Genomic DNA, 26,007 nt, shown 5'->3' with positions numbered 1-26,007 from the left:
GACCGATGACGCTGCTCGGTGGCGTCACGGTGGTGGCCGATGCGGCTGCCACCGTGGCGCTCGCACCCCTCCTGGAGGTATGGGAGGGGTGCGGCCGGTTGCGCGTGGAGCGCTCAGGGCTGCCGGAGGCGGACGTGCTCCGATCGCTCGCGGACGCCTCGGACGCCATCCTCTTGGTCGGACCTCGCAATCGATCGCCGCGGACGGTTCTGGAGGGGCCCGTCGTGGAGGCGTCGGACGGGCGCATCGTCCCGGTCGGATGGCTGCCGAACACTGGACCAGAGGATCTTGCGACCTTCGCTCGAGCCGCCGTTCGAGTGCACGCTCGTGCGGCCGCGCCACCGGCGCAGGCGCGTCGTACCTTCGCGGTGCTGGCCGAGCGCCATCCACGATTCGACCGCCTCGCCGACCGCGTCGCGCGGTTGGCCCGGGAGGATCCCCTGCTCCACGCTCCTCGGTGGACCGCCTACGAGGTGGATCGCGAGGAGCTCTCGAGACGTATCGCTTCCGGTCCCGCACTCGCTGTGTATGTCGGACACGGCCGCCCGATCGGGTGGGTCGGTTATGCCGGCCTGCGAATCCATCACTTCCAGCAGGCCGAGCCGGCAGCCGCCGTGGTGTCGCTGACCTGCAAGACGGCGAGTCGGCGACGCACGGGGTTGTCGTTCGCCGAAGGGCTGGCGTTGCGGGGGATCGCCGCCGCTGCGCTCGGCGCGGTGGGCCCGACCCTGCATTCGGCCAACGCTCGATGGGCGGTGCGGCTTGCTCGCCTGACCGCCACGGCCGCCACCATCGGTGACCTGGTGGTCGCTATTGCTCCCCACGATCCCGGCGCGTCGGCGTACCGACTCATCGGGGACCCCACCGCACCATTGCTGGACTCACCGGCGATGTCGGCGTTCGGGGCTCACGAATCGGAGGCATCATGAACCGCACCGAGATGGTCGCGATCGTTCGCGAAGAACTCGCCGTCGTAGCCCCGGATCACCGAGAGGAGGTGAGCGAGACCGCGAACTTCCGCGAAGACCTGGGAATCGATTCCTTGGCCATCTTGGAGTTCGTGGCCCGTCTGGAGTACCGCTTCAACGTGGCGGTGCCTGATGACGCGTGGCCGCAACTGGTCTCCATCGCCACCACCACCGACTACTTCAGCGACTCGCTCGCGGCCCCATGACGCCGTGGACAGACGGCTCCGTGGTCGTGACCGGAACCGGCGTGCTCAGCGCACTGGGTGGGAGCACGATCACCACGTGGCAGGCCTTGCTCGCGGGTCGGTCGGCGGTGCACGAGTGGGAGGACCTGGCCGGTGAGGGCTTCCCGGTGTCAGCAGCGTGTCGTCTCCAGGACCCGATGTGGGGTCCTGGTGGCGCTCCAGACCCAGCACGACGTGGTCGGGAGTTGGGACTTCGTGCGGCGAGCGAGGCGTTGGGGCACTCCGGGTTGCTCGCCCCCTCCGGGGAACTCGTCGCTGGTCTCGACCCCACCCGGGTGGCCTGCTTCATCGGCACCACCATGGGGGAATCAGCGGTCTTCGAGACGGCCCGTGACCACGGATCCTTCGACCTGGGGGAAGGCGGAGGACAGGTGTTCGCGGAGACGATCGGCGCTGTGCTCGGTTTGCTCGGGCCTCGTCGCAGTTTCGGTACAGCGTGCGCGGCGGGGAACTACGCCATTGCCCGCGCTGCTCGCGCAGTCGCGACGGGCCGAGTCGATGTCGCGTTGGCTGGCGGGGTGGAGCCCTTCTCCCGGATCGCGATGCTCGGCTTCGCTCGGATGCGCGCCATGGCCCGCACGGGTTGTGCGCCGTTCGGATTGAATCGCACCGGCATGACCTTGGGGGAGGGGGCGGGGTTCCTGGTGATCCAGCGCCGAGCGGATGCAGTTGCCTCGCGAACGCCGCTCTTGGCCACGATCGGTTCGATCGGTCTCGCCTCTGACGCCCATCACCCGACGGCCCCGCGGGAGGACGGCCTGCAGATGATGGCCTCGATGCGCCAAGCCCTGGAGCGCACCGAAATCACGTCCGAAGACGTGGGATGGGTGTGCGCGCATGGCACCGGCACTCCCCGGTCCGATGCGGTAGAGGCGATGTCGCTGGGGTCGGTGTTCCGCAACCCGCCGGCAGTGTCGAGCCTCAAGGGCGCGCTGGGGCACAGCCTCGGTGCCGCCACTGCGATCGAGGCGGCAATGGCGGTGTGTGCTCTTCAGGACAAAGTGATTCCACCCAACACCGGGTCGCTGGAGTTGGACGAGGCGCTGGGAATGGACATCGTTCAACAGCCTCGCGAAGTTCCGCACCTGAACTGGGTGATGAACAACGGGTTCGCCTTTGGTGGCCTCAACTCTGTTCTGCTGTTGGGGGCGGCGTGAAGGCCCCGAGCGATCAGTGCACGTTCACCAGCCCCGAGCTGCCCGGGACCGGGGACTCGATCTGTGGGTGGGTTGCCACCACACTTCTCGAGGCAGGGCTCACCGCTGAAGCGTTGTACGTCGCGACCCAAGACGGTGGTGCCCGCGAGGCCCTCGCTTTTTGGCAGGCGGCACACGAAACAGGCTTTGCCTTCGCCAGCCCGGCCGCTTTTCCCTGGACATTGGCCAACAGCACAACCGGTCGCATCTCTCAGGTGCTGGGAATTCACGGCCCGTGTACGACGTACATCGGTGGTGAGGAGGCCATTGCTGAAGCGGAGTGGGATGCAGCGGACGATCTCGCTGAGGGTCTGGTTGCTAGCGCCCTGGTGGTCTCGGTGCGCGGGGAACTGCCGATAGCCCCCGGCGGGGGTCCCGTGAGGATCCAGCTCACGGCGCGGCTGCTGAGCAGCCCGAATCACACAGCGTGAGGACGAACCCGCTGGAGTACGGCGTCATACGTCGTTCGGTCGGCTGCGGCGATGAGGCTGCCGTCGCGCAGGGGGCCGAGGAAACCGCCTGCTTCGCGCAGGATCAGGCCCCCGGGTTCGTGGTCCCACGGCCAGGCGCGGGCGTAGAGAACGAAGTCGGCGTCGCCCGCGATGAGATGCGGGTAGTCCACGCCGCAGCACACCCAGGTGAGCTCCAGAGGAGCCAGGTCGTCGAACTCTCGCTGTAGCCAGGAACGACGTGAGGTGACCCCTCGCCACGTGGGCGGGGCGCCGGCGGGACGGTGCGTCGTCAGCGGCTCACCGTTCCGGGTCGCCCCGGCACCGGCCTCGGCGACGTACGCCACCTCGTGTTGGGGCTGCCAGATCCAACCGCGCACCGCCACACCGTCACGGATTTCGGCCACCATCACCGCATGATCGGGGGAACCGTTGACGAAGTTCTTGGTGCCGTCCACCGGGTCGACGGTGAAGGCGTGGGTGGCTGCGCGGTAGCGATCCATCAGGCTCTCGTCCTGGGCGAAGGCCTCCTCGCCGAGCACCACCGCGTTCGGGTACGCCGCGTTGAGGGCTTCGGTGATGAGCACCTCGGCCTCGTGGTCGGCGTCGGTCACCAGATCGCCGGGGGCCTTCTCATGCACCTCTCCGTGCGACAGGGATCGGAAGCGTGGGTTGATCACCTCGGCAGCAACGTCCTGCATCAGCCGCAGGATCGAGTCGGTGTCCATGACTGACAACCCTACCCACGCCAGTAGGGTGTCGCGGGTGCGAGTCGTGGCGGTGGTGGTGACGTTCAACCGCTTGGAGCTTCTGCAGACCCTGGTGGCGCGGCTTCGAGAGGTGCCCGAGGTCGACGAGATCCTCGTCATCGACAACGCATCGTCCGATGGCACGGGGGAGTGGCTTGGTTTCGAGGCTCCTCGCTGCGCTCGTCGCACCTCGACCAGCGCCGACGACTCGATCAGCGCCGACGCCTCGACCAGCGCCGACGACTCGACCGACGCGGCGCTGCTCTACCGCACGCTGGCTGAGAACGGCGGCGGAGCGGGCGGTTTCCACGACGGGCTCGAGTGGGCCGTCGAACGCGGCGCCGACCTCGTCTGGCTGATGGACGACGACGGTCTGCCCGATCAGACCTGCCTGGCCACCCTCCTGGAGCGCGCTGCGGACTTCGACTTCTGGGGGCCGGTGGTCGTGGACGAGGCCCAGCCCGAACGGTTGGTCTTCCCCATCCGGCTACCCGGCGGCACCCGCGTGGTGCACCGGATGGTCGACGTGGAGGCCGCCGCCATCGACGGAGTCATCAAGGACGTGGTCATCCCGTTCAACGGCGTGCTGGTCACCCGGGAACTCGTCGAGCAGATCGGGCTGCCACGGGCGGAGTTCTTCATCTGGGGAGACGACCACGAGTACCGCCTCCGGGCCGAGAAGTCCGGCGGCCGCGTCGGCACCGTGGTCGGGGCGCGGGTCCTCCACCCCAGTGTGGGCGAACTCGGGACCCCGATGATGTTCGGCCGAACGACGTACAACTACAGCCCCAGCGACCTCAAGCACTACTGCATGGCGCGGAACAACCTGGTGAACCTGCGGGACTACCGCGGCTGGCTCCACGCCCTCGCCTTCGTGGTCAAGACCCTCTGGTTCTACCTCTTCACCCGCCCGAACCCCCAGCGGATCGGGTTGAGCGCCCGCGCGATGGTCGCCGGGGTACGGGGCGACTTCACGGGCCATCGGAGGTTCCTGCGATGACCCAGCCCGTGACCGAGTCCGTGGCCGTGGTGGTCGTCACGTTCAACCGCGCTGACCTCCTCGTGGGGATGTTGGAGGCCTTGGGCGCCATGCATCGGCAGCCCGAGGCGATCATCGTCATCGACAACGCCAGCACCGATCACACCAGAACCGTCCTCGGGGACGCCGCGAACGTCGGGCTCGAAGCGGTCCACCTCGACGACAACATCGGCGGGGCCGGCGGGTTCCACCTCGGGGTCAAGATGGCTTACGAGCAGGGCTTCGACCGGATCTGGCTCATGGACGACGACGTGATGCCGGCCCCGGAGTGCCTCGACGTGCTGCTGGCCCAGGACGAGGCCTGCCTGATGTCGGTCCGCGAGGACACGACCGGCGCGCTGGTCGAGAAGGCCGCCATGACCTTCGATCTGGCCAACCCGCTGGCCATCAAGCCCAAGACGGCCATGGTGGAGACGACGTACGGCACGCGTGCGGCGATGCCTGAACGCGTGGAACTGGAGAATGTCGCCTTCGAGGGCTTCATGATCCGCCGCGAGGTCGTCACCCGGATCGGGCTACCCGACCCGACGTACTTCATCTTCTACGACGACTGTGACTACGCCATCCGCGCCCGCCGAGCCGGCTTCCGCATCTGGGCCATTCGCGATGCGGTCCTGGTCCGACAGCTCTCCTTCGACCAGCAGCACGATCTGGCCGGGTGGAAGGGCTACTACATGTACCGCAACCTCTTCGTCGTGCACTTCCGGTACGGCGAGAACGCGCTCGTACGGCTCAAACCGTGGGTGATCGTCCTCATGGTGGTGCTGCTCAGCCCGCTGCGCGGTGGCCGCGCCGAGGCCGCCAACGCAATGAGAGCCATCCGTCACGCGAGTGGGATGCGATCCGAGCCCCCATCATCCGTAGACTGACCGATTGTGTCTGCCTCCACTTCGCCCGTCGTCCCTGCCGTTGAGCCCGATCTCCCTGATCTTGTGGTTGTCGGTTCTGGCTTCTTCGGCCTCACCGTCGCCGAACGCTGCGCCGAGGAGTTGGGCCTGAAGGTCCTCATCGTCGAGCGCCGCTACCACCTCGGGGGCAACGCCTACTCCGAGAAGGACCCGGAGACCGGGATCGAGGTGCACAAGTACGGCACCCACCTGTTCCACACCTCGAACAAGAAGGTCTGGGACTACGTCAACCGGTTCACCGACTTCACCGGATATCAGCACCGGGTGTTCGGCAAGTTCCAGGGGCAGGTCTACTCCCTGCCGATGAACCTGGGTCTGATCAACCAGTTCTTCGGCAAGTCCCACACCCCTGACGAGGCGCGGGCGTTGATCGCGGAGCAGTCCAGCGAGATCGCCACGGCCGACGCCTCCAACCTCGAGGAGAAGGGGATCAGCCTGATCGGGCGCCCCCTCTACGAGGCCTTCATCAAGGGTTACACCGCCAAGCAGTGGCAGACCGACCCCACCGAGTTGAGCGCCGACATCATCACCCGACTCCCGGTGCGCTACACCTTCGACAACCGCTACTTCAACGACACCTACGAGGGCCTGCCGGTCGACGGCTACACCGCTTGGCTCGAGCGGATGGCCGATCATCCCAACATCGAGGTCATCCTCGACACCGACTTCCTCGACCCCGCCGCGGGCCTGGTGGAGAAGTACAAGGGCAAGGTGCCGATCGTCTACACCGGCCCGGTCGACGAGTACTTCGACCACAGCGAGGGGCACCTGTCGTGGCGCACCGTCGATCTGGAGGCTGAGACCCTCGACATCGACGACTTCCAGGGCACCGGGGTGGTCAACTACAACGACGGCGACGTCCCCTACACGCGGATCCTGGAGTTCAAGCACCTCCACCCCGAGCGCACCTACCCCCCGGGGAAGACGATCGTGGTCCATGAGTACAGCCGGTTCGCCGAGGACGACGACGAGCCGTACTACCCGGTCAACACCGCCGAGGACCGGGAAAAGTTGAAGAAGTACCGCGAACTGGCCAAGGAAGAACCTCTCGTCCTGTTCGGCGGACGACTGGGCACCTACCAGTACCTCGACATGCACATGGCGATCGGCTCGGCCTTGTCGATGTTCGAGAACAAGTTGCGACCGCACTTCGCTGACGGAGTGGCCCTGACCAGCGGAGGAGTCGAAGGATGACCAAGCGCGTTCTACAACGGCAGATCATGCCCCTGGACCGAGACTTCTCGGTGATGGCGCTGTATGTCGATCCCGAGGAAGCGCGGCTGGACGCCAGCCGGCACGAGGTCGGTGGCAACCGCGCGGCCAAGGACCTCAACAACGCCGCCATCCGTCAGTCCACCTCGACCGGGGCGAACATCCACCCCGACCAGATCGAGTCCCGGACCGCGCTGCGTATCGAGTCCGGCGGCAAGCTCTCCTTCGGTACCTACTTCAACGCTTTCCCCGCCAGCTACTGGCGGCGTTGGACGATCGTCACCGACATCACCCTGCGCCTGGAGGTCACCGGCTCCGGTGCCACGGTGATCGTCTACAAGTCCACGGCCGACGGACGCTCCCAGCGCGTCGAGACCGCCAGCACCGAGGGTGCCGCCGGGGAGACCTTCGCCTTCGAACTCTCGTTGAAGCCCTTCGTCGACGGTGGCTGGTACTGGTACGACGTGATCGCCGGCGACGACGACGCAGTGGTCCAGTGGGCCGAGTGGTCGACCGACGTGCCCGCCGAGCGGGCCCAGCACGGCACCGTCGACATCGCCATCACCACGATGAACCGCCCCGACTTCTGCGCCAAGCTCCTCGAGCAGGTGGCCAACGACGAGGCGCTGCGGCCCTACCTCGACACGGTCTTCGTGATGGAGCAGGGGACCGACAAGGTCACCGACTCCGACCTCTTCCCGGCCGTGGTCGATTCGCTGGGCGACCAGCTACGCGTCATCGAGCAGGGCAACCTCGGCGGCTCGGGTGGCTACGCCCGCGGCCAGCTGGAGTCGGTACGCAAGGGCACCGCGACGTACGCCCTTATGATGGACGACGACGTCGTGTGCGAGCCCGAGGGCATCGTCCGCGCCGTCACCTTCGGGGACCTGTCGCGCCGACCGACCATCGTCGGCGGACACATGTTCAGCCTCTACTCCCGCTCCCGGTTGCACAGCTTCGGTGAGATCATCCAGCCCTGGCGCTTCTGGTGGCAGACGCCGCTGGACGGCTACAGCGACTGGGACCTCGCGGCGCGCAACCTGCGGTCGAGCCGTTGGCTGCACAAACGCGTCGACGTGGACTTCAACGGATGGTTCTCCTGCCTGATCCCTCGGGTGGTGATGGAAGACATCGGTCTCTCGTTGCCTCTCTTCATCAAGTGGGACGACTCGGAGTACGGCCTGCGCGCCAAGGCGGCCGGCTACCCGACCGTGACGTTCCCCGGTTCGGCCGTCTGGCACGTGCCGTGGGGCGACAAGAACGACGCCCTGGACTGGCAGGCCTACTTCCACGTCCGGAACCGGTTCATCGCGGCGCTGCTGCACTCGACCTACCCCAAGGGTGGGCGCCTGATCTTCGAGAACCGCAACCACCAGATCGCCCACCTGGTCTCGATGCAGTACTCCACCGCCGAGATCCGTCACCAGGCGATGCTCGATGTCCTGGCCGGGCCCGACGCCCTGCACGGGATGCTTCCGACCAAGCTGGGCGAGGTCAACGCCCACCGCAAGCAGTTCACCGACGCTCAACTGGAGCCCGATCGGGACGCCTTCCCCTCGGTGTGGCGCAGGAAGCCCCCTCGCAAGGGTCGCGACATCGTCGAGATCCCCAGTCGATTGTCGCTTCTGGTCACCGCGGGGCTCGCTCCCATCCGACACCTCAAGCCGGTTCGGGAATCCGCTCAGGAGCGCCCCGAGGCGGAGATCCGCGCGATGGACTCCCAGTGGTACCGGTTGGCGTCCTACGACTCCGCCGTCGTCTCGATGCCCGACGGGAGCTCGGCCGCGTTCTATCAGCGGGACGCGGAGAAGTTCCGCGAGCTGATGAGCAAGACCTTCGCGATCCACGCCCGGTTCAAGCGGGAATGGCCCAGACTGGCCGAGGAGTACCGCGCCAAGCTCGGCGAGATCACCTCTCCCGAGGCCTGGGACGAGACCTTCCGACCGTGGACGAGCAGTGGGACCGACGAGGGGAACGATGAGTAGCGCGACCACCACCCCGAGCGACGCCGAGCCGGTGGAGCCGCCGCGCCAGGTCCGGATCGTCGATGCCCCGTTGGTCGAGCCGTCGGCCTACGGGCTGAAGGCGGTCTTCCAGAAGCGCTACCTGCTGCGCCTGCTGGTACGCCGCGAGGTCAACGCCCGCTACTCGGGGTCGTTCCTCGGCCTGCTGTGGTCCTACCTCAACCCCTTGTCCCAGCTGTTCATCTTCTGGTTCGTGATGGGGGTGGTCATCGGCCGCGGCACGGTGCCCAACTTCGCCCTGCACGTCTTCTCCGGGCTGGTGGTCGTCTACTTCTTCACCGAGACCTTCAACGCCGGCACCCGCTCGATCGTGTCCAACAAGGGCCTGGTCAAGAAGATGGCGGTGCCCCGGGAGATGTTCCCGGTCGCGTCCATGCTCGTCTCGCTTTACCACGTGGGCCCGCAGATGATCATCCTCGTGATCAGTTGCGTTATCGCCGGATGGTCCCCGGACCTGATGGGGATGGTGGCGGTCGTGCTCGCCCTGTCGATCTCGATGACCCTGGGGTTGGCCCTGGCCCTGATGTTCAGTGTGGCCAACGTCTTCTTCCGCGACTTCGGCAGCACGGTGTCGATCATGACGAACTTCGTCCGCTTCAGCGTCCCGATGATCTACCCCTACACCCTGGTGGCCGAGCGTTTCCGCGGCCACGTCGACCTCTTCCTGGCCAACCCCATCGCCAATGCGGTCCTCCTGATGCAGCGGGCGTTCTGGCAGCGCACCACCGTGGACGGTCAGGGCAACCCGGCCTACCGGGTGGCCGACCAGGAACCCGACTTCCTGTTCATCCGGGGCCTGATCGTGCTCGGGGTCTGCATCCTCCTGCTGGGCTTCGCCCAGTGGGTCTTCTCCCGCTTTGAGAACAAGATCCCGGAGCGCCTGTGACCAGCTCGAGAGATTCCATCGTCGTGGAGAACGTCACCAAGAACTTCACCCTGCGACACCAACGCACCTTCAAGCAGGTGACCGTCGCGATGGCCAAGGGTCGCGATATCAGCACCGAGTTCAAGGCCCTCGACGACATCTCGTTCACCGTCGAGCAGGGCGAGTCGATCGGGCTGATGGGGCTCAACGGCTCCGGCAAGAGCACCCTGCTGAAGGTGATCAACGGCGTCATGCGCCCCGATGAGGGCAAGGTCCTGACGCGGGGGAGTGTGGCCGGGCTGATCGCCACCGGAGCGGGGTTCCACCCACAACTCAACGGTCGCGACAACATCTACCTCAACGCCGCCATCCTGGGGATGAGCGAGAAGGAGACGAAGGCCAAGTTCGACTCGATCGTCGACTTCTCCGAGTTGAAGCCCAAGTTCCTCGACTCGCCCGTCGGCAACTACTCCAGCGGCATGTTCGCCCGGCTCGGGTTCGCGGTGGCCATCCACGTCGACTCCGACATCTTCCTGGCCGATGAGGTCCTCGCCGTGGGCGACCGGCCGTTCAAGGAGAAGTGCCTGGCTCGCATGCAGGAGGTCCGCAACAGCGGACGCACCCTGTTCTACGTCAGCCACTCCGCCGGGTCGGTGCGCAAGATGTGCGACCGGGTCCTGGTGCTCGAGGAGGGCAAACTCGTGTACGACGGAAAGGTCGGTCCGGGCATCCGCTACCTCAAGTACGACGACGCCAAGACCCAGAGCGAAGAAGACACTCTCGACGACGAACTCGGCGCGGATATCTAGAAGTTTCTCGGTCCGCTCGGCGTGTCGAGTGGAAATTACACGTTTGTAGTTACTCAGAAGCCCTTCCCAGGGTCTGTGACGCATGTGAAAGTTGGCACCTCGTGTGACCTTCCCCGCGCACTGGAGTAGCCAAATATGCCTTCGAGAACCCCCCTTCCCCCCCGCCCGATCCGACCCCACCGTCTCCGTTTCGTCACCGCCTGCTCGCAGCTGTTGACCCTCGGTGTCGTCGTGGCTGTCCTAACCCCGGCCGCCAGCGTCGTCACCCTCGACGTGGTCAGCCCCCAGGACGAGTCCTCGACGCTGGCTCTCGCCGCTCCCGCCCCGAACGGTGGCTTCGCGGAGTACGACGCCTTGGCAGATAAGACCTCACTGGTCTCCGCCGAGCCGGCCGACGCCGAGGTGACCGAGGTCCAGCTGACCGCGCCCCGCAACGCGCGGATCGCCCCGTCGGCACTGAAGGCCACGGCGGAGACCGAGTCCGACACCGGACTCAGCCGAGTCACCAGCACCCCCCAGCCCATCACCGGGTACGGCACGGTCGGCGTGACCTGGGAGTCCGGGGCCAACCTGGCCGAGGACGCCATCAACGTGGAGGCACGCACTCTGCAGGACGGCGAGTGGTCGGACTGGATGGCGATCGAGTACGAGGCCGAACACGGCCCGGATCTCGGCAGCAGTGAGGACCTCGCGTCCCGGCCTGGGACCGATCCCCTTCTGATCGGCGACGTCGATGAGGTGCAGGTCCAGATCGTCAGCACGGACGCCGCTCCCGCCGACCTGAAGCTCGCGGTGATCGAGCCCGGCGACGAGCCGGTCGCAGAGCTGGAACAGCCAGCCATCGACACCGCCGAACTGGACGCGCAGCCTGCCGCCAACGAGACCGACGCGGCCGACGCAGCCGACGAGGGCGACGAGGGCGAGATCGTCCTCCAGTCCGCCTCGGCGGCACCGGCCAAGCCCAAGATCTACTCGCGTGCCCAGTGGGGTGCCAACGAGTCCTGGCGGGACAAGGGATCGTTGCGGTACGGCTCGATCAACGCTGGCTTCGTGCACCACACCGTCAACGCCAACGACTACTCCGCCGACCAGGTTCCAGCGCTCCTGCGGTCCATCTACGCCTATCACACCAAGTCGTTGGGCTGGAGCGACATCGGCTACAACTTCCTGGTCGACCGGTTCGGGCGGATCTGGGAGGGACGCGCCGGTGGGGTCTGGAAGGCCGTCGTCGGGGCCCACACCCTGGGTTACAACGAGTACTCCTTCGCGATGTCGGCGATCGGCAACTTCGAGACCACTCAGCCGTCCAACGTGATGCTCGAGGCCTACGGGTCCCTGTTCGCCTGGAAGCTGGGTAGGGCAGGTGTCGACCCCAGTTCGACCCGCCAGAAGGTGGGACGTTCCTACTTCCAAGCCATCAACGGTCACCGTGACGCCGGGTCGACGGCGTGCCCCGGCAAGTACCTCTACGCCAAGCTGGGCAAGATCCGGGACCTGGCCGCGGCCGGCGGCAGCAGCACACCGCCCCCCGCCCCCGAGCCCACCCCCGAGCCCACCCCGGAGCCGCCCTCGGCCACGACCTTCGCGGGTCGCATCCTGAGCTCGAACCTCGCGTCCAGCACGAACCCCGACCTCGTCGTACGCCGGGCCAGCGACGGCCAGGGCGTCATCATCCCCACCGGCGGTCTGACCGACCTCGGGGCGTCGAAGCAGGACCCCACCAGGTGGGGCAACGCCGAGCAGGTCATCGCCACCCCCGACGTCACCGCGGACGGGCGCAGCGACGTCCTGGTGATCCGGAAGAACGGCAAGTCGATGATCCGGCCGGGCAACGGGCGACGGTTCGTCAAGGCTCGCAAGACCATGGGGGTGTTTCGTGGACACGAACTCATCACCGCAGTGGGCGACCTGAACACCGACGGGGTCAACGACTTCGTGGGTCGTAACGCCAAGAGCGGGCGCCTCAATCTCTTCATGGGCGGCGGCAAGGGCGGATTCGCTCGACGTCCCCTGATGGACGGCTGGCAGGCCTACGACAAGATCGTGGCCACCGGTGACGTCAACGGCGACAACCTCCCTGACGTGATGGGCCGCGACGCCGAGGGTCGCCTCTGGCTGCACCCCGGAACGGGCCGACGCACGTTGGCCGACCGGGTGCTCATCCCGGGCTCCTACGGCGCCTTCGACACCATCATCGGTTTCGGTGACTACACCCGCAACGGACAGGCAGACCTGTTCCTCCGGCGAGCGGACACCAAGGCGGCCTACCTGATCGCGGGTCGGGGAGACGGTACCTTCACTGCCGCGATGGGCCCCTACCTGCAGTTCGCCGAGGTTCGCTCCATCACCGCCGGCGGTTCGGTTGCCGGCAACTGGCTGCCCGATCTGATCGGTCGTTCGGGGGATCGCCTGCAGATCTTCCCCTCCACCGGGACCTACAACCTGGGCGGTCCCGTGGAGACCAACCTGAACCTCAAGAACGCCGACGCGGTGCTCAACGCCGGTGACTTCGACAAGGACGGCTACGGCGACGTGATCACCCGCAACGCCTCGAACGGAAGACTCTTCCTTCGGCGCGGAGACGGGCGGGGCTCCTTCAGCTCAGTGCACTCCCTGGGCAGTGGGTTCGCCAGCGCCACCGAACTCTCGGTCATCGGCGACCTGACCCGCGACGGCAAGCCCGACCTCGTGATCGAGCGCGGTGGCAAGGTCTACGTCTACCCAGGCAACGGCACCGGCGACCTGGGCCCCCCGATCGCCTCGTCGATGAGGGGTACCGTCTCCACCGCCTGGTCCAAGGGGCTGGATCTGCGGCCCTACGACTGGATCGTCGAGACCAGCGACCTGGACGGCGACAAGGTGCCGGACCTGTTGGTCCGCGAACGCAGCACGAAGGTCCTGTACGCCATCCGCCGGAACGGTTCGGGGTACTACCCCCGGTCCTTCATCGGCGAGACCATGGCGGACTACGACTTGGCCGGCTGAAACCAAGACGTCCCGGGGAACTCAGGCAGGGAAGCGAGCGGTGGCCCGCTCGGCGACGTACGTCGCCTCGAGGTGCTGCTGATCGGCATGAGCAACCAGGATGACCGAGCCATGGGAGACCAGAGGCTCGGTGAAGGTGGCGATATCCGGTGGGGAAGCCGGGTTCGCCACCGACAGGAGGCGGCCGCCGGCGGTGAGGAGACTCCCGCTGGCGGCCGCCGACCACAGTTCCTGCTGGGTGACCAGTTGGCCGTCGTACTCCAGGGCGTCGCTGTCGTCGGTCGGCGGGTCGTAGGAGATGAAGGCATCAGGTTGGGACCAGATGTCGATGCCGACGTCATGAACACCGTCCGGAACCGGATCCGCGAACCGCACGCCCATCGGACGCAGGGCGCACGCCAGGATCGGGCGGTCGGCCGCCTGCGCGGCCCAGGTCGCCAGGGTGTCGGGGCCGCACACCACCGCATCGGCATCGTCTGCGTCGGTCACGATCAGTCCCGCAGCCCAGGCGGCCCCGAGGAAGACCGGTCCCAACCAGTGGGTGGGCAGGTCGATCCGCAACCGGTCGCCGCGCTCGAGATCGTGCTCCTCGACGAGCAACGAGGCGGCTTTGGCCACCCAGTTCGCGTACGTCGTCACGGACAACTCGATCCGTTCACCGGAAGCCTGGTCGTAGAACGTGATCAGCGGCCGGCCGGGCTCATGGCGCAACTGTTGGTCCAGGACGGTCGAGAAGGTGGTCATCTCGCCAGTCTCGCAACAGAGGACGAGAGGTAGTCACTAGGGTCGCGCCATGACGTCTCCTGCAACCCGCATCGACAACTTCTGGGCCGTCGTGCCCGCCGGTGGTGCCGGAACCCGCCTGTGGCCGTTGTCGCGGCAGACCGCACCGAAGTTCCTGCGCGACCTCACCGGGGGAGGACGTTCCCTGATCCAGGACACCTACGACCGGCTGGTCCCGCTGGTCGACGACCGCTTCCTGGTCGTCACCGGCGGCGCGCACCGGGCGGCGGTGTGTGAACAACTGCCCGAACTCGACGGTGAAACGGTGCTCGCCGAGCCCTCCGCACGTGACTCCATGGCCGCGATCGGCCTGGCTGCCGCGCTGCTGGAACGCCGTGACCCCGACGCGGTGATGGGGTCGTTCGCGGCCGATCACGTGATCCCCGACAGTGCAGCCTTCGCCGACTGTGTGGCCACGGCTGCCGTCGTGGCCCGCGACGGCTGGTTGGTCACTATCGGCATCGAACCGAGCTTCCCCTCGGCAGCCTTCGGGTACATCCACCTCGGGGAGGAGTTGGCGACCCACCCCGGCGTCTTCGCCGTGCAGGAGTTCGTCGAGAAACCCTCCGTCCAGGTCGCTACGGAGTACGTGGCCACCGGACAGTTCCGCTGGAACGCCGGCATGTTCGTCGTCCGACCCACGGTGCTGCTGGACCTGCTCGCAGAGAGCGACCCCAGCTTTGCTGCCTCCCTGCGGGCGATCGCGGCCGACCCCTCGACCCTGGAGACGGCCTGGGAGGACCTGCCGAAGATCGCCCTGGATCACGCGGTCGCCGAGCCCGCGGCCGCTGCCGGAAGGGTTGTCACGGTGCCGTCCACGTTCGCCTGGGACGACATCGGCGACTTCGACTCGTTGGCCGCTCTGCTGGAGCAGGAGGGAACCCCGATGACTGTGCTGGGAGACGACACTCTGGTCCGGGCCACCGACTCCTCCGGTCTGGTGATCCCGGCCGCAGGCAAGGTCGTCGCCGTCGTCGGCCTCGAGGACATCGTCGTCATCGACACCCCGGACGCGCTCCTGGTCACCACCCGTGCCCGGGCGCAGGACGTGAAGGGCGTCGTCAACGAATTGAAGGAGAACGGCCGCGCCGACCTCACCTGAGGCTGGGGATCGGGGATCGGGGGCGGCTACTCGCGCCCCACGAGGTAGGCCAGCACGCCCACCGCGATCAGGATCGAGAACGCCGATCCGCCGCCGGTGGGGGAGATCAGGATCGGTGCCGAGGCGAGCACGGCCACGTCGAACCCGCGGACGACGCTGCCGTAGAGGTTCGCTGGCACGGCTCCCGAGGGGGTCGATACGAGCGGGCGACCGTAGTCGGGTGGGCGTCCGGTCACCCACCGGGTGGAGGCGGCCAGAGCGCAGGCTCCGACCGCCACCGCGGTCAGGGCCGCGGTGCTCCAGGTCTGCTCGGTCGCGCCCCGGACCGCGCCGATGGTGGCCAGGCCGTAGAGGCCGAACAGGGCGGCGGGCACGGCCAGGCTGGCCGTGCGGGTCTCCCGCTCGGGGAAGGGCAGGGCCCGCGCGATGGCGGCCGTGCGGGTGATGGTCCGCAGACCTGCGAGCAGAGGCAGACCCGCCGCGAAGCCGACGAGGACCGCGATGAGCACCACGATCCGGCCGCCGCCGGCCTGCGTGGCGGCGTACGGCACGACCGCCGCTGCGGCGAGCCACACCACGTTCTGCGGGCTACGTCGCAGGCGCACCCCGTCGAGCCACACCAGCGACCACAGGCCGGAGGGCCCACCACGCCGTGCGGCGACGGCATCGTGACGGTGCCAGTGGTGGGCCAGGACCACGTCGTAGGCGAGCGCCAGATCCAGGTTGGCCAGGGCGCCGGACATCCCGGGGGCCAGGGAACCGCCGGGCGCGACATCGCGGGTCCGCAGGCGGCCGAGTCGGCGCAGCGTGAAGACGAAGAGCGCGAGCACTACCAGACCCAGGGCGATCAGGGCGGTTGTCCAGCCGGTCCGGAGAACGGGTGGGCTGGCGATCGGGGCCAGACCGAGAGCGAGCAGCAACAGACCCGACCAGGCGGCCAGGGCGGTGAGGACCAGGAGGGCCCGTGCCGTCGTACCCCCGGAGGCCTGAGTGAGTGCGGAGGCGCAGACGGCCCCGACGCCGAGCAGTGCAGCGGACCCGGCGAAGGCGAGGAGTGAGGGCACCGTGAATCCGCCCAGGGCCGCTGCGCCGGCCGCGACGGCACCGGTTCCGACCAGGGCAAGCACAGTGGTGCCGATCAGACGGGGCCTCAACACCGCGGGTCTATCGACCGGCGCGGTGAGCAGCCAGGATGCGACAGCGGGGGTGACGAACACCGGTCCGAACATGCGGGCCAACCCCAGGGTCACCACGACGCCCCCCACGGCGAAGACCCAGGGAAGGATGGTGCGGGCCTCGAGGCAACCTGCGGCCACGCATCCCTCGTTGCCGGCGCGCCGCACCCCGAGGACCACGTTGACCAGTGCCGAGCCGAACATCAAGGTGGCGAACAGGGCGACGTAGGCGTCCTCGAGGACCTCGATCAGGGTGGTGTCGGCTCGGCCACGACGCCAGTGTCGGATGTCTCCGCGCAGGTCGCGCAGATCAGTCACGCGGGGCTCGCGGCGCTCGGGTGCCGATGTCGATGACCACATCGGCCACGGCCTCGACCAGCCCGGCGGCGTGGCTGGCGACCAGCACGGCCAGGCCGTCGGCCTTCTCCCGCAGGAGGCGCTCGGCCAGCCAGTCGAGACCGGCGGCGTCGAGCCTGGCCTCGGGTTCGTCGAGGATCAGGAGCCGCCGGGGTCGTACGAAGGCCCCCGCGAGGGCCAGACGGCGGCGTTGGCCCGATGACAGGGTGCCTGGGAGTTGTCCGGACTGGTTGATCAGCCCGACCTCGCGCAGCACCTCGTCCACAGCGGCGTCAGCCTCGCGGACCCCGTGGGCCTTGGCGAACAGATCGAGGTGCTCGACCACCGAGAGATCGGGGAAGAAATCGATGTCGTCGAGCACGACCGCGAGATCACGACGGATGGCCGGGGAGCGCTCGTCCAGGGGCGAACCGTCGAGTTCGATCACCCCCTCGGTGGGCTGATCGGCGCCGGTGACACACCGCAGCACGGTCGACTTGCCGGCCCCGTTGGGCCCCACGAGCGCGACGACCTGCCCCGCCCGGACGTCGAAGGAGACCCCGGAGAGGGCGTCGTACTCGCCGTAGGTGCGTCGAAGTCCACGGACCCGCAACACCGGAGGAGGCTCAGGCGCCGCGGCTGCGGGCCTGGCCTTCTTCTTGCGTTGTTGCGGGCGACTCATGGGGCCGGCACTTCCCTCAGGTCCGCATGATCAGCCTGCGGCCGGCTCCGGGCTGTCGAGGTAGGGGTAGTCGAGCATGAAGTCCTTCAACGCCTCGCCGCTGGGCTCGGCGCAGTACTGAGTGATGCCCTGTTGAGGGGCACCTTCCGCGGCGTCGACGCCGCCGATCGACCAATGGGTGAAGGCGACGTGTTGGCCCTCGGGGAAAGGATCCCCGTCATCGCTGGTCCATGGGACGGCCTTGAACTTGAGCCGGAAGTTGGTGTCGTTGTCGTCGAGCTTGCTCGCGATCGCCTTGACGGAGTTCAACTGGTCGGCGTCGTCCGCCACGGTCTGGTCGTACCAGAGGATCGTGTAGCCGTGCTCGGAGTTGTGCATCAGCGCCTCGAGCTCCGGACGGTCTGCGACGTCGTAGAAGCGGCGGCCGATCGGATCGGGGGCGAGGTTGAACTCGTTCCAGTGCGGGCCAGTGGCCGGCGGCGACTCCTCGTAGGTGAGCTGGGTGCCGGTCGGCTGGTGATCGTTGTTCCCGGTCGCGTCCTGGGTCTCGACCTCACCACACACCGAAGCGGCCGCGCCGATCTCCTGCAACGAGGTGTCGTTGAAGGCGCGGGAGTCGATCTTGTCCTTGATGGGGCGGTACGCCGCCGCTCCGACGATGCTGACGGCCAACACGATGCTGACCCCGACGATCGCGAAACCGCGACGCTTGTCGGCACCCTTCTCCTTCTTACGGATGTCGTCGATCACCTGTTGGCGTTCGGTCTTCTTGGGCTTGGCCACGGCGTGCGGTACCTCGTCAATGTCGAAGAGCAGGAGCGCCCGCAGTCTACGGAGTCCTTGGTCGCAGACGAACTCGGTCCGCCGATGAGGCGGGATCGGGCTCCCAGCCATGGGCGAAAGCGATGGCCGATACGGCACCCGCGGCACCCGCTTCTTGGGGGTCCACCCCGGCCGCGGCGAAGGCCTCGTCGAGTTCGGCCTGCGACACCGCGGCCCCGAAGGCCTGCTGATCCTCCTGCGCTCCCCGAACCGCCCTGATGACCGCCTCGCGACTGCCGTAGCCGAAGAGGTCGCTGCCCTCGGGTCGGACCAGAGCGACTGCTCCGGGACCGTCCTGGTCGGGCGGAAGGACCAGGTCGCGCCGTCCAGTGACCACGGCGAAGGGGCGCGCTGTGAGTTTCCCCTGGGCGAGTTCGGCCATGCCGGCGATCTCGTCGGCGACCGCCGGGGCGGTGACGGCCAGCGGATTGCCGTGGCTATCGACCTCGCCGGCGTGATCGATCAGGACCTTCAACCCGGCGGCCCCGATGGCGATGTCGGTCTGGCCCTCGCGCCAGGCGCGTCCAGCGGTGTCGGTGATGACCACGGCGACATTGACCCCGGTGAGGTCGGCGATGCGCCGACGCAGGTGCCGTGCCGAGGCGTCCGGGTCCTCCGGCAGGAGCACCACCCGACCGGGCTCGACGTTGGAGGCGTCGATGCCCGCAGCGGCCATTGTCAGGCCGTGGGCGGTGCGGACGATGGTCGTGGGACCGCGTCGGGCCACGACTCGCTGGGTCTCGCCCTCGAGCATCTCCTCGCGGGTGCCTTCGAGCACCCGGCCCTCGGCCTTGCTGACGATCTTGCTGGTCACCACGAGGATCAGGCCGTCGGTCAGTTCCACCTGCGGCAGGATGAGCGCCGCCAGATCGTCACCCGATCGCACTTCGGGGAGTCCGTCTGGGGCGTAGACGGAAACCCTGCTCACGCCCGCGATCCCGCAGCCAGGTCGACGGCGGCGGCCACCATGGCCGCTGTCGCGTCGTGGTCGGTCATCATCAGGGGCACCGCGCGGGCGGTGAGCCCGACCGCCGCCAGGTCTTCGACCGCACCGGCGTCGCGTTCGTCGACGAGCCAGCCGTCCAGGATCCCGCCTCGGTGGCGGGCGCCGTAGTGCAGACCCACTCCGGCTGCGGAGACCTCGACGTCGATCGAGGTCAACAACTGCTCGGCCATCCCGCGCACGTGGGCGTCCCCGACGATGGGGGAGACCCCGACGATGGGGGCGGCGGCGTCGATCAGGGCATCCCGGATGCCGGGGACGCCGATGATCGTGCCGAGGGAAACGACCGGGTTCGAGGGCGGAAGCAGGATCAGGTCGGCCTCGGCGATGGCCTCCAGCACCCCGGGCCCCGGGGCGGACTCGGCCAGCCCGACGGGCAGCACCGCCTCGGCGGGCACCTCGGCCCGCATCCGCACCCAGTACTCCTGGAAGTGGATGACCCGCTTGCCGCTGGGGGAGTCGGGGTCCGCGATCGCGATGTGGGTCTCGACCCGGTCGTCGGTCATCGGCAGCAGTTTCACTCCCGGCTTCCAGCGCTGGCACAGCGCCTCGGTGACCTGGGAGAGCGGATAGCCGGCTTCGAGCATCTGGGTTCGCACCAGGTGGGTGGCGACGTCACGGTCGCCCAGCCCGAACCAGGTGGGTTCGACGCCGTACGCCGCCAGCTCGGTCTTGACGCTCCAGGTCTCCTCGCGACGTCCCCAACCCCGCTCGGCGTCGATGCCGTCGCCCAGGGTGTACATCACCGTGTCCAGATCCGGGCAGACCTTGAGCCCGTGTACCCACAGGTCGTCCGCGGTGTTCGCCACCACGGTGATCGTGGTGTCCGGAGTCAGCCCTGGGACCAGGCCTTTGGTGGTTGCGTGCAAGATGCCCTGGAGGAATCGGGCCCCGCCCATCCCGCCGCTGAGGACCGTGAGGTTCTTCATGGGCTTCACTCTGCCGGACGCGGGGGATGGGGTGGGCGGCCGGGCCATCAGTGGGGCCATCGGTGGGGCCATCGACGGGGGTCATCTGCCCGGGTAGGCGCAGAAGAGACCGGATTCGGGCTTTATAGCAGATCGGGGCTTGACTTCCGGGGTACGACAGGCATGTAATTCCCACAGTGTCGTTACACGATCACCCCGGTCGTGAGGTCGAAGCAGGGTCGAAAGGTAGGCGAAAAAGGCGATGAGAGAGCTATTTCTTCTCGAGCCGGACGCTCTGGATACCGGAGAAGCGGGTTGGCAGGATCGGGCGCTGTGCGCACAAACCGATCCCGAGGCCTTCTTTCCGGAGAAGGGTGGATCGACCAGAGAAGCCAAGAAGGTCTGTCTGACGTGCGAGGTTCGCGACGATTGTCTCGAGGCCGCGTTGATGAACGATGAGCGCTTCGGTATCTGGGGCGGTCTGTCCGAGCGCGAGCGTCGCAAGTTGAAGAAGCGCGCCGTCTGAGGGTTGCCCCAGGAGCGTTCGATGCAGGATCACCCCGGCCGATTCGGCCGGGGTTCCTTCATTTCAAGGGCGCTCACTAAGGTTCCTTCGTGCCCTCACCCGATCTCCAGCGCCCCGATTCGGTCGGAGTCATCCTGGTCACCCACCAGGGGGAGCGCTGGATCCCGACCGTGCTGGACGGCCTGGCCGCCCAGACGGCACCGATCGACGAGGTCGTGGTCGTGGACACCGGCAGTCGCGACGAGAGTGTGGCGCTGTGCGAGGCGGCGTACGGCGAGGTCCTGACGCAGTCGCGGTCCACGTCCTATCCGGAGGCGGTCGTCGCCGGTCTGGAGCGGATCCGCGACCGCTTCACCGACGAGCCGCACGGGACCGACGCGACCCACCGGGGGCCGGAGTGGATCTGGCTCCTCCATGACGACTCCACTCCTGATCCCACCGCCCTCGCCGAACTGTTGGCCGAGGCCTCGCGCCGACCCGACGTCGACATCCTCGGACCCAAGCTGCGGGAGTGGCCCTCGCTGCGCCGTCTGCTCGAGGTCGGCGTCACCATCTCGGGCACCGGCCGACGGGAGACCGGACTGGAGCGCGCCGAGTTCGACCAGGGCCAGCACGACGACGTCCACGAGGTTCTCGCGGTCAACACCGCCGGCATGCTCGTGCGGCGTACCGTCCTGGAATCCCTGGGTGGCTTCGACCCGAACCTTCCCGTGTTCGGCAACGACCTGGACTTCGGGTGGCGCGCGGCCAAGGCGGGGCACACGACCCTGGTGGTGCCGGCGGCCGTCGTCTTCCACGCGGAGGCGGCCCACCGGGGGCTGCGGCGCACATCCCTGACCGGCCGGCACACGCACTACCAGGAGCGGAGGGCAGCGCTCTACACCCTGGCGGTCAACGGCCGGGGCAGGTATCTGCCTCTCCTGATGCTGCGACTGGCGGTGGGCACCCTCATCCGGATGGTGGGTTTCCTCGTCGTGCGATCGGTGGGGGAGGCGTTGGACGAGTTGGGGGCCTGGGTGTCTCTGGTCTCCCGGCCCGGGCTGATCGGTCGGGCCCGTCGTCGGCGTGCCGAGCAGTCCGGACAGTCAGGGCAGTCAGGGCCCAGGCGGGATCCGCGTGAGTTGCTGGCCAAGCCCTGGGTGCCCTACCGCCACGGGCTGGACTTCGTGACAGATCTCTACGACGCGGCGAGCAATCAGGCGGCCGACGTCGCGGAACGTCGCCGGATCGCTGCGGCCGAGCTCGATCCGTCCTCCATGGCGGCGGCCAGGATCAACCGGGAGCAGATCGCAGCCCGGCAGTCCGAGGACCCGGACGAAGCTGAGTTGGGTTATGAGGACACCGGTCTCGCGGCCCGGTTCTTCACGAATCCGATCGCGGTCACGATGGCGGTGGTCCTCCTGGTGTGGCTCGTCGCGGCGCGCACCGTCGTGGGCGAGATCTCCGGGGGCGGGCTGTCTCCGGTGCCGGCGGGGGTCGGTGACTGGTGGAGCCTCTACGTCGAGCAGCGCCACGCCGTCGGGCAGGGAGGGCAGGGAAGCATCGTCCCTGCTGCGCCGTACCTGTTGCCGTTGATGGCGTTGGGCTGGCTGTTCGGCACCAGCGGAGCGGTCACCGCGATGTTCCTGCTCGTCGTGCCGATCGGGCTGTGGGGTGCGTGGCGGTTGCTGCGGGTCGCCGGGCGGCTGGTGCGCCCCCAGGGGGCTCCGCGCCCGCTCCTGCTCTGGGGGTCGGTGACCTACGCCGTCGCGCCGGTCGTCTCCGGAGCGTGGAGCCAGGGTCGTCTGGGCCCCGTCGTCGCGGCCGCGCTGTTGCCCTGGCTGGCTCACGCGGCGCTCGGCTTCGCCGACCCGGATGCGGATCGTCGGTGGCGGGCCGCTTGGCGCACCGGACTCCTGCTCGCCCTGATCACCTGCTTCTCACCGATCGCCTGGCTGGTGATGGCGGTCGTCGGGTTGGTCGTCTTGGGCGTCGGCGTCCTTGTCGCCGGTCGCGCCGTGACCGGGCGAAGTGTGTGGGGTCCCCCTGCTGTTTCCCTGGGGGTGGCTCTCGCGCTGTTGGTCCCGTGGTGGGTGCCGGCGCTGACCGCGGGGGGAGCCACCGGACTCGAGGGGTTGCTTCTCGAGATCGGCCGGTCGCCGTCTCCGGCGATGGACGCCTCGGACCTCGTGCTGGGCCGGTGGGCCGGACTGGGTGCCCCGCCTGAGATCGCAGTAATACTGCTGCTCCTGGCCGTGGTGGCGCTGGTGCCACGCGCCACCCGGGTCCCGGTCGTCCTGTGTTGGCTGTTGGCCCTGGCTACGAGTCTCGTCGCCGTCGTGACCAGCCGGATCGAGGTCTCCCTGGCCTTCGGTACGGCGCCGGTCGGGCTGGGCCTGTTGGTGATGATCCTCCCGGCTTGTTGGGTCAGTGCGGTGGTCATCGGTGCGCTGGGGGTGCCCCGTCCTCAGTGGAGCCGGGGTTGGCTGGAACGTCTCCGATCGGGGGCTGTGGTGGGGCTGATCGCGGGAGCGGTCGTCGTACCCCTCGTCGGACTGGGGTGGTTCGCCGTCGCGTCCCCAGACGAGTTGACCGATCAGGACACCTCCGGAATTCCGGCCTACATGGTCCAGCAGGCCGTGACCGCGCCCGAGCGTGGCGTCCTGGTCCTGCGCGGGTCGCTGGCCTCGGGCGTGGACTACTCGGTACGCCGTGGCGACGGGGTCACCTTGGGGGAGGACGAGATCATCGCCCGAACCCCTGAGGACCGCTCGTTCAGCGAGATCGTGTCCGTCCTGACCTCCCAACCGACGCCGGCCGCAGTGCAGGAGCTGGCCAGTCAGGGGGTCGCCTACATCGTGTTGCTGCCCGCGGGCGCTGCGTCTGACGGGGTGACCGACGGCCGGATCTCCTCCGGGCTCGACGCGACCGGAGGCCTGGTGGCGGCCAGTGCCGAGGACCGACGGACCCGGGCCTGGCAGGTGACCCGGTCGATCGAAGGTGCCGAGGTCCAGCCTCGGACGAGCTGGTGGCGCAGCGGATCGATAGGGCTGCAGCTCCTGGGGCTGGTCGTCGTGGCCGTTCTCGCTCTGCCCACCACCGAGCGGAGGACGCGATGAACGAGGGGAGAAGCGGACGTCGGATGACGATGCGTGGGCGCCGCCCTGATGGAGTTGCCGTGGTGGCGACCGTCGTACCGGTGGTCGTGGCCCTGCTCCTCTTGATGGTGGCCGGACGCGACGGGACGGACCGCTTCGGCCTACGAGACGAGTCGACGTCGCCGACGGCGGTCCCGGCGAACAGCGCGACCCTCATCTGCCCAGGTGGGATCGATCGCACCTTCCTGTCCAGCGCCACCGAGGGCGGCGAGGTGTCGGTCCGAGACGTCGGGCGACAAGCCGACCGGGACGCCGACCCCACGACCCGATCCGTCGTGGCCGGTGCGGTGAACCGTCTGCCCAAGGACCGATCCGCGATGGTGATCACCGGTGAAGGCCCGGTGGCATCGGGTGTGGTGGCGTCCCGGTTCACCCTGCCGTTCGCGGCCGCGGAGTGCAGGGACCCGGACCCGGAGTTGTGGTTCACCGGGGTCGGGGCCGGCGCCCGCTACTCGAGCACCTTGGAGTTGGTGAACCCCGACGCGGGACCGGCCGTGGTCAGCATCGCCGTCTACGGGCGGCGGGGCGAGGTCAGCGCGCCGCAACTGCGAGGCGTGGCGGTGCCGGCCCGCGGCACCATCACCTTCGACTTGGCTCGGACGTTGCCGCGACGCGACGAACTGGCGTTGAGGGTGGTGGCCTCCCGAGGCCGGGTACGGGCCAGCGTCAGCGGTCAGCTCGACCGGCTCGATGGCGGCACCCCCAGTGTCGACTGGCTCCCGGGCCAGGTGACCCCCGCGACCACCAACCGACTCCTCGGAGCCGACACGGGGTCCGGGCAGCGCACCCTGGTGCTGGCCAATCCCGGTGACGCGCAGGTTCGAGCCACCATTCGCCTGATCACGACCGACTCGGTGTTCGCTCCCGTGGGCAGCGAACCTGTCGTGGTCGCGCCGGGTAGCACCACGCGGGTCGATGCTGCGCCGTTGCTGCGGGCCGCGAACGCCCAGGGGGTCATCGGGTTCGAGGTGCAATCGTCGCAGCCAATCACCGCAGCATTGCGCTCGTTGGTCTCTGACGACCTGGTCTTCGTCGCCCCCGGCGACCCCGTGACCACGACGACCGCTCTGGTGGTGCCGACCGGCGCCAAGCGCCTGCTCCTCGCCGGGGCAACCGGACCCGGAACAGTGGTGGTCACCAGCACGGACGCCGATGGGAAGAACGAGCGCGAGAAGGAGGTCGAGGTCGTCCGCGGACGCGGCTACTCGGTCTCTCTCCCCGACTCGGCGTCGCTGGTGCGGATCACCCCGCAGGCCACCCTGGTCGAGGCCTCGATCCTGCGCTCCGACGCAGGCCGATCCGCGAGCAGGGGACAGGGGACGGTGGTGTTCCGGATGAGGGACCTGCTGCGACAGAGCCTGGTACCGGGAGTTCGACCCGGCGCCCCGTCCTGACCGAGACGCGTGCACGCTGCCGGTTGCGGTTCGGCCTGCGCAACGCGTCCGCCGACAGCAACGGTGCGCTAGGCGCGGGCAAATACTCGGCAGTCCGGTAAAGTTTCGGAGTGCCCATGCCGACACTCGCCATCCTGTGGCGGAGCGCTCTTGGTGCGACGATCGCGCTGACGGTGGGCCTGGCCTGCACCGTCCTCTGGGCCGCGACGCCAGTCGCCCCCATGGCCGGCATGAGCGAACACGCGGCCCCCATCGCGACCGTTGCTGCGGGGGTGGCTGAGGAGTTCTCCTCGGCGTCGCCCGCAATGGCCCCGATGTGCGGCAACCCCTGTGTGAGTGACACCAGCAGTGTCGCCTGCACGGGCGTTGGGGTGATCTTGACAAGCCTGCTCGTCTTGTTCTTGGCGTTCCGCCGCAACACATTCATGGGGCTCCTCACCCGGGTTCGCAGGCCCGGTCTCACGCGTCGACGGCTACGCGAGCGAACCCCCTGGGTCGTGCTGTCACCGGTCTCCTTGTGCGTGTTCCGGGTCTGACAGGTCGCTCAGGATCCTTCCTCTGAGCCAAGCCTCGCGTGGCGTGCGCTCACTGCACGCCACGAGACCGGTGCACCTCGTGCGCCAGTCACGCCCCTCAACCGGTCACCGGCCCACCCGCAACGCCCGCAGGGCGCATGTGGTCCCTGGGAAC

Annotated in this window: 23 protein-coding genes; 16 read left to right on the top strand and 7 right to left on the bottom strand. The window is 68.3% G+C overall.

What is annotated here, in order from left to right:
- The first annotated feature begins 5 nt into the window (after window positions 1–5).
- The 4 genes from ACYVLV_RS01600 to ACYVLV_RS01585 are packed head-to-tail and all read left to right on the top strand — an operon-like array spanning window position 6 to window position 2,840.
- Window positions 6–929 carry a C25 family cysteine peptidase gene (locus ACYVLV_RS01600; protein WP_460807153.1) on the top strand — a complete coding sequence of 308 codons (924 nt, stop codon included), beginning with the start codon at window positions 6–8 and terminating at the stop codon, window positions 927–929.
- Entirely contained in the window at window positions 926–1,174 is a 249-nt protein-coding gene (locus ACYVLV_RS01595; protein ID WP_460807151.1) for an acyl carrier protein, read from the top strand. The genes ACYVLV_RS01600 and ACYVLV_RS01595 overlap by 4 nt, the downstream gene beginning before the upstream one ends.
- Window positions 1,171–2,370: a beta-ketoacyl synthase N-terminal-like domain-containing protein gene (locus tag ACYVLV_RS01590; protein ID WP_460807149.1), complete on the top strand. Its 1,200-nt coding sequence runs from the start codon at window positions 1,171–1,173 to the stop codon at window positions 2,368–2,370. The genes ACYVLV_RS01595 and ACYVLV_RS01590 overlap by 4 nt, the downstream gene beginning before the upstream one ends.
- The gene (locus tag ACYVLV_RS01585; RefSeq protein WP_460807147.1) at window positions 2,367–2,840 is read left to right on the top strand and encodes a hypothetical protein; all 474 of its coding nucleotides are present in this window, start codon (window positions 2,367–2,369) and stop codon (window positions 2,838–2,840) included. Before ACYVLV_RS01590 ends, ACYVLV_RS01585 begins: the two co-directional genes overlap by 4 nt.
- On the opposite strand, the gene ACYVLV_RS01580 is transcribed toward ACYVLV_RS01585, so the two are convergent.
- The gene (locus tag ACYVLV_RS01580) at window positions 2,828–3,586 is read right to left on the bottom strand and encodes an inositol monophosphatase family protein (protein ID WP_460807146.1); all 759 of its coding nucleotides are present in this window, start codon (window positions 3,584–3,586) and stop codon (window positions 2,828–2,830) included. The genes ACYVLV_RS01585 and ACYVLV_RS01580 overlap by 13 nt on opposite strands.
- Between ACYVLV_RS01580 and ACYVLV_RS01575 the strand changes: the two genes are divergently transcribed.
- From ACYVLV_RS01575 to ACYVLV_RS01545, 7 genes are all read left to right on the top strand, one after another.
- Window positions 3,585–4,607, top strand: coding sequence for a glycosyltransferase (locus ACYVLV_RS01575; RefSeq protein WP_460807144.1), 1,023 nt, complete (start codon window positions 3,585–3,587; stop codon window positions 4,605–4,607). The genes ACYVLV_RS01580 and ACYVLV_RS01575 overlap by 2 nt on opposite strands.
- On the top strand, window positions 4,604–5,515 hold the full coding sequence (locus tag ACYVLV_RS01570) for a glycosyltransferase family 2 protein (RefSeq protein ID WP_460807143.1): 912 nt from the start codon (window positions 4,604–4,606) through the stop codon (window positions 5,513–5,515). The genes ACYVLV_RS01575 and ACYVLV_RS01570 overlap by 4 nt, the downstream gene beginning before the upstream one ends.
- A gap of 63 nt (window positions 5,516–5,578) precedes the next feature.
- Window positions 5,579–6,748: a UDP-galactopyranose mutase gene (glf, locus tag ACYVLV_RS01565; protein ID WP_460807141.1), complete on the top strand. Its 1,170-nt coding sequence runs from the start codon at window positions 5,579–5,581 to the stop codon at window positions 6,746–6,748.
- Window positions 6,745–8,751: a glycosyltransferase gene (locus ACYVLV_RS01560; protein WP_460807139.1), complete on the top strand. Its 2,007-nt coding sequence runs from the start codon at window positions 6,745–6,747 to the stop codon at window positions 8,749–8,751. Before glf ends, ACYVLV_RS01560 begins: the two co-directional genes overlap by 4 nt.
- Complete coding sequence (locus ACYVLV_RS01555; protein ID WP_460807137.1) at window positions 8,744–9,676, top strand: ABC transporter permease; 933 nt, start codon at window positions 8,744–8,746, stop codon at window positions 9,674–9,676. Before ACYVLV_RS01560 ends, ACYVLV_RS01555 begins: the two co-directional genes overlap by 8 nt.
- Window positions 9,673–10,464: an ABC transporter ATP-binding protein gene (locus ACYVLV_RS01550; protein WP_460807135.1), complete on the top strand. Its 792-nt coding sequence runs from the start codon at window positions 9,673–9,675 to the stop codon at window positions 10,462–10,464. The genes ACYVLV_RS01555 and ACYVLV_RS01550 overlap by 4 nt, the downstream gene beginning before the upstream one ends.
- 231 nt (window positions 10,465–10,695) lie before the next feature.
- Window positions 10,696–13,449, top strand: coding sequence for an FG-GAP-like repeat-containing protein (locus ACYVLV_RS01545; protein WP_460807133.1), 2,754 nt, complete (start codon window positions 10,696–10,698; stop codon window positions 13,447–13,449).
- 21 nt (window positions 13,450–13,470) lie between these two features.
- Here ACYVLV_RS01545 and ACYVLV_RS01540 read toward each other — a convergent pair whose 3' ends face one another.
- The gene (locus tag ACYVLV_RS01540) at window positions 13,471–14,193 is read right to left on the bottom strand and encodes a TIGR03089 family protein (protein ID WP_460807132.1); all 723 of its coding nucleotides are present in this window, start codon (window positions 14,191–14,193) and stop codon (window positions 13,471–13,473) included.
- 49 nt (window positions 14,194–14,242) lie between these two features.
- Here ACYVLV_RS01540 and ACYVLV_RS01535 point away from each other — a divergent pair, with 49 nt between their 5' ends.
- Window positions 14,243–15,334, top strand: coding sequence for a mannose-1-phosphate guanylyltransferase (locus tag ACYVLV_RS01535; RefSeq protein ID WP_460807130.1), 1,092 nt, complete (start codon window positions 14,243–14,245; stop codon window positions 15,332–15,334).
- A 26-nt stretch (window positions 15,335–15,360) separates the two neighbouring features.
- On the opposite strand, the gene ACYVLV_RS01530 is transcribed toward ACYVLV_RS01535, so the two are convergent.
- Genes ACYVLV_RS01530 through cofD form a run of 5 tightly spaced genes read right to left on the bottom strand, consistent with a single transcriptional unit; the run spans window position 15,361 to window position 20,281 of the window.
- Window positions 15,361–16,827: a DUF6297 family protein gene (locus tag ACYVLV_RS01530; protein WP_460807128.1), complete on the bottom strand. Its 1,467-nt coding sequence runs from the start codon at window positions 16,825–16,827 to the stop codon at window positions 15,361–15,363.
- Entirely contained in the window at window positions 16,820–17,527 is a 708-nt protein-coding gene (locus ACYVLV_RS01525; RefSeq protein ID WP_460807127.1) for an ABC transporter ATP-binding protein, read from the bottom strand. Before ACYVLV_RS01525 ends, ACYVLV_RS01530 begins: the two co-directional genes overlap by 8 nt.
- A gap of 30 nt (window positions 17,528–17,557) precedes the next feature.
- A complete protein-coding gene (locus ACYVLV_RS01520; protein WP_460807124.1) occupies window positions 17,558–18,310 on the bottom strand; it encodes a DUF3105 domain-containing protein in 753 nt (250 codons plus the stop codon).
- A 46-nt stretch (window positions 18,311–18,356) separates the two neighbouring features.
- Window positions 18,357–19,277: a coenzyme F420-0:L-glutamate ligase gene (gene cofE / locus ACYVLV_RS01515; RefSeq protein ID WP_460807122.1), complete on the bottom strand. Its 921-nt coding sequence runs from the start codon at window positions 19,275–19,277 to the stop codon at window positions 18,357–18,359.
- Window positions 19,274–20,281: a 2-phospho-L-lactate transferase gene (cofD, locus tag ACYVLV_RS01510; protein WP_460807119.1), complete on the bottom strand. Its 1,008-nt coding sequence runs from the start codon at window positions 20,279–20,281 to the stop codon at window positions 19,274–19,276. Before cofD ends, cofE begins: the two co-directional genes overlap by 4 nt.
- A 241-nt stretch (window positions 20,282–20,522) precedes the next feature.
- Here cofD and ACYVLV_RS01505 point away from each other — a divergent pair, with 241 nt between their 5' ends.
- The 4 genes from ACYVLV_RS01505 (at window position 20,523) to ACYVLV_RS01490 (ending at window position 25,853) form a co-directional block, all read left to right on the top strand.
- Window positions 20,523–20,786 (top strand): WhiB family transcriptional regulator, encoded by a 264-nt coding sequence (locus ACYVLV_RS01505; RefSeq protein WP_460807118.1) that lies wholly within the window; start codon window positions 20,523–20,525, stop codon window positions 20,784–20,786.
- Window positions 20,787–20,875: 89 nt separating this feature from the next.
- Complete coding sequence (locus ACYVLV_RS01500) at window positions 20,876–23,884, top strand: glycosyltransferase family 2 protein (protein ID WP_460807115.1); 3,009 nt, start codon at window positions 20,876–20,878, stop codon at window positions 23,882–23,884.
- On the top strand, window positions 23,881–25,317 hold the full coding sequence (locus ACYVLV_RS01495; protein WP_460807113.1) for a DUF5719 family protein: 1,437 nt from the start codon (window positions 23,881–23,883) through the stop codon (window positions 25,315–25,317). The genes ACYVLV_RS01500 and ACYVLV_RS01495 overlap by 4 nt, the downstream gene beginning before the upstream one ends.
- A gap of 110 nt (window positions 25,318–25,427) precedes the next feature.
- Window positions 25,428–25,853: a hypothetical protein gene (locus ACYVLV_RS01490; protein ID WP_460807112.1), complete on the top strand. Its 426-nt coding sequence runs from the start codon at window positions 25,428–25,430 to the stop codon at window positions 25,851–25,853.
- The last annotated feature ends 154 nt before the right edge of the window (window positions 25,854–26,007 follow it).

The sequence above is a fragment of the Nocardioides salsibiostraticola genome (genome assembly GCF_054783655.1).
This window is presented reverse-complemented; position numbering and strand designations above follow the sequence as displayed.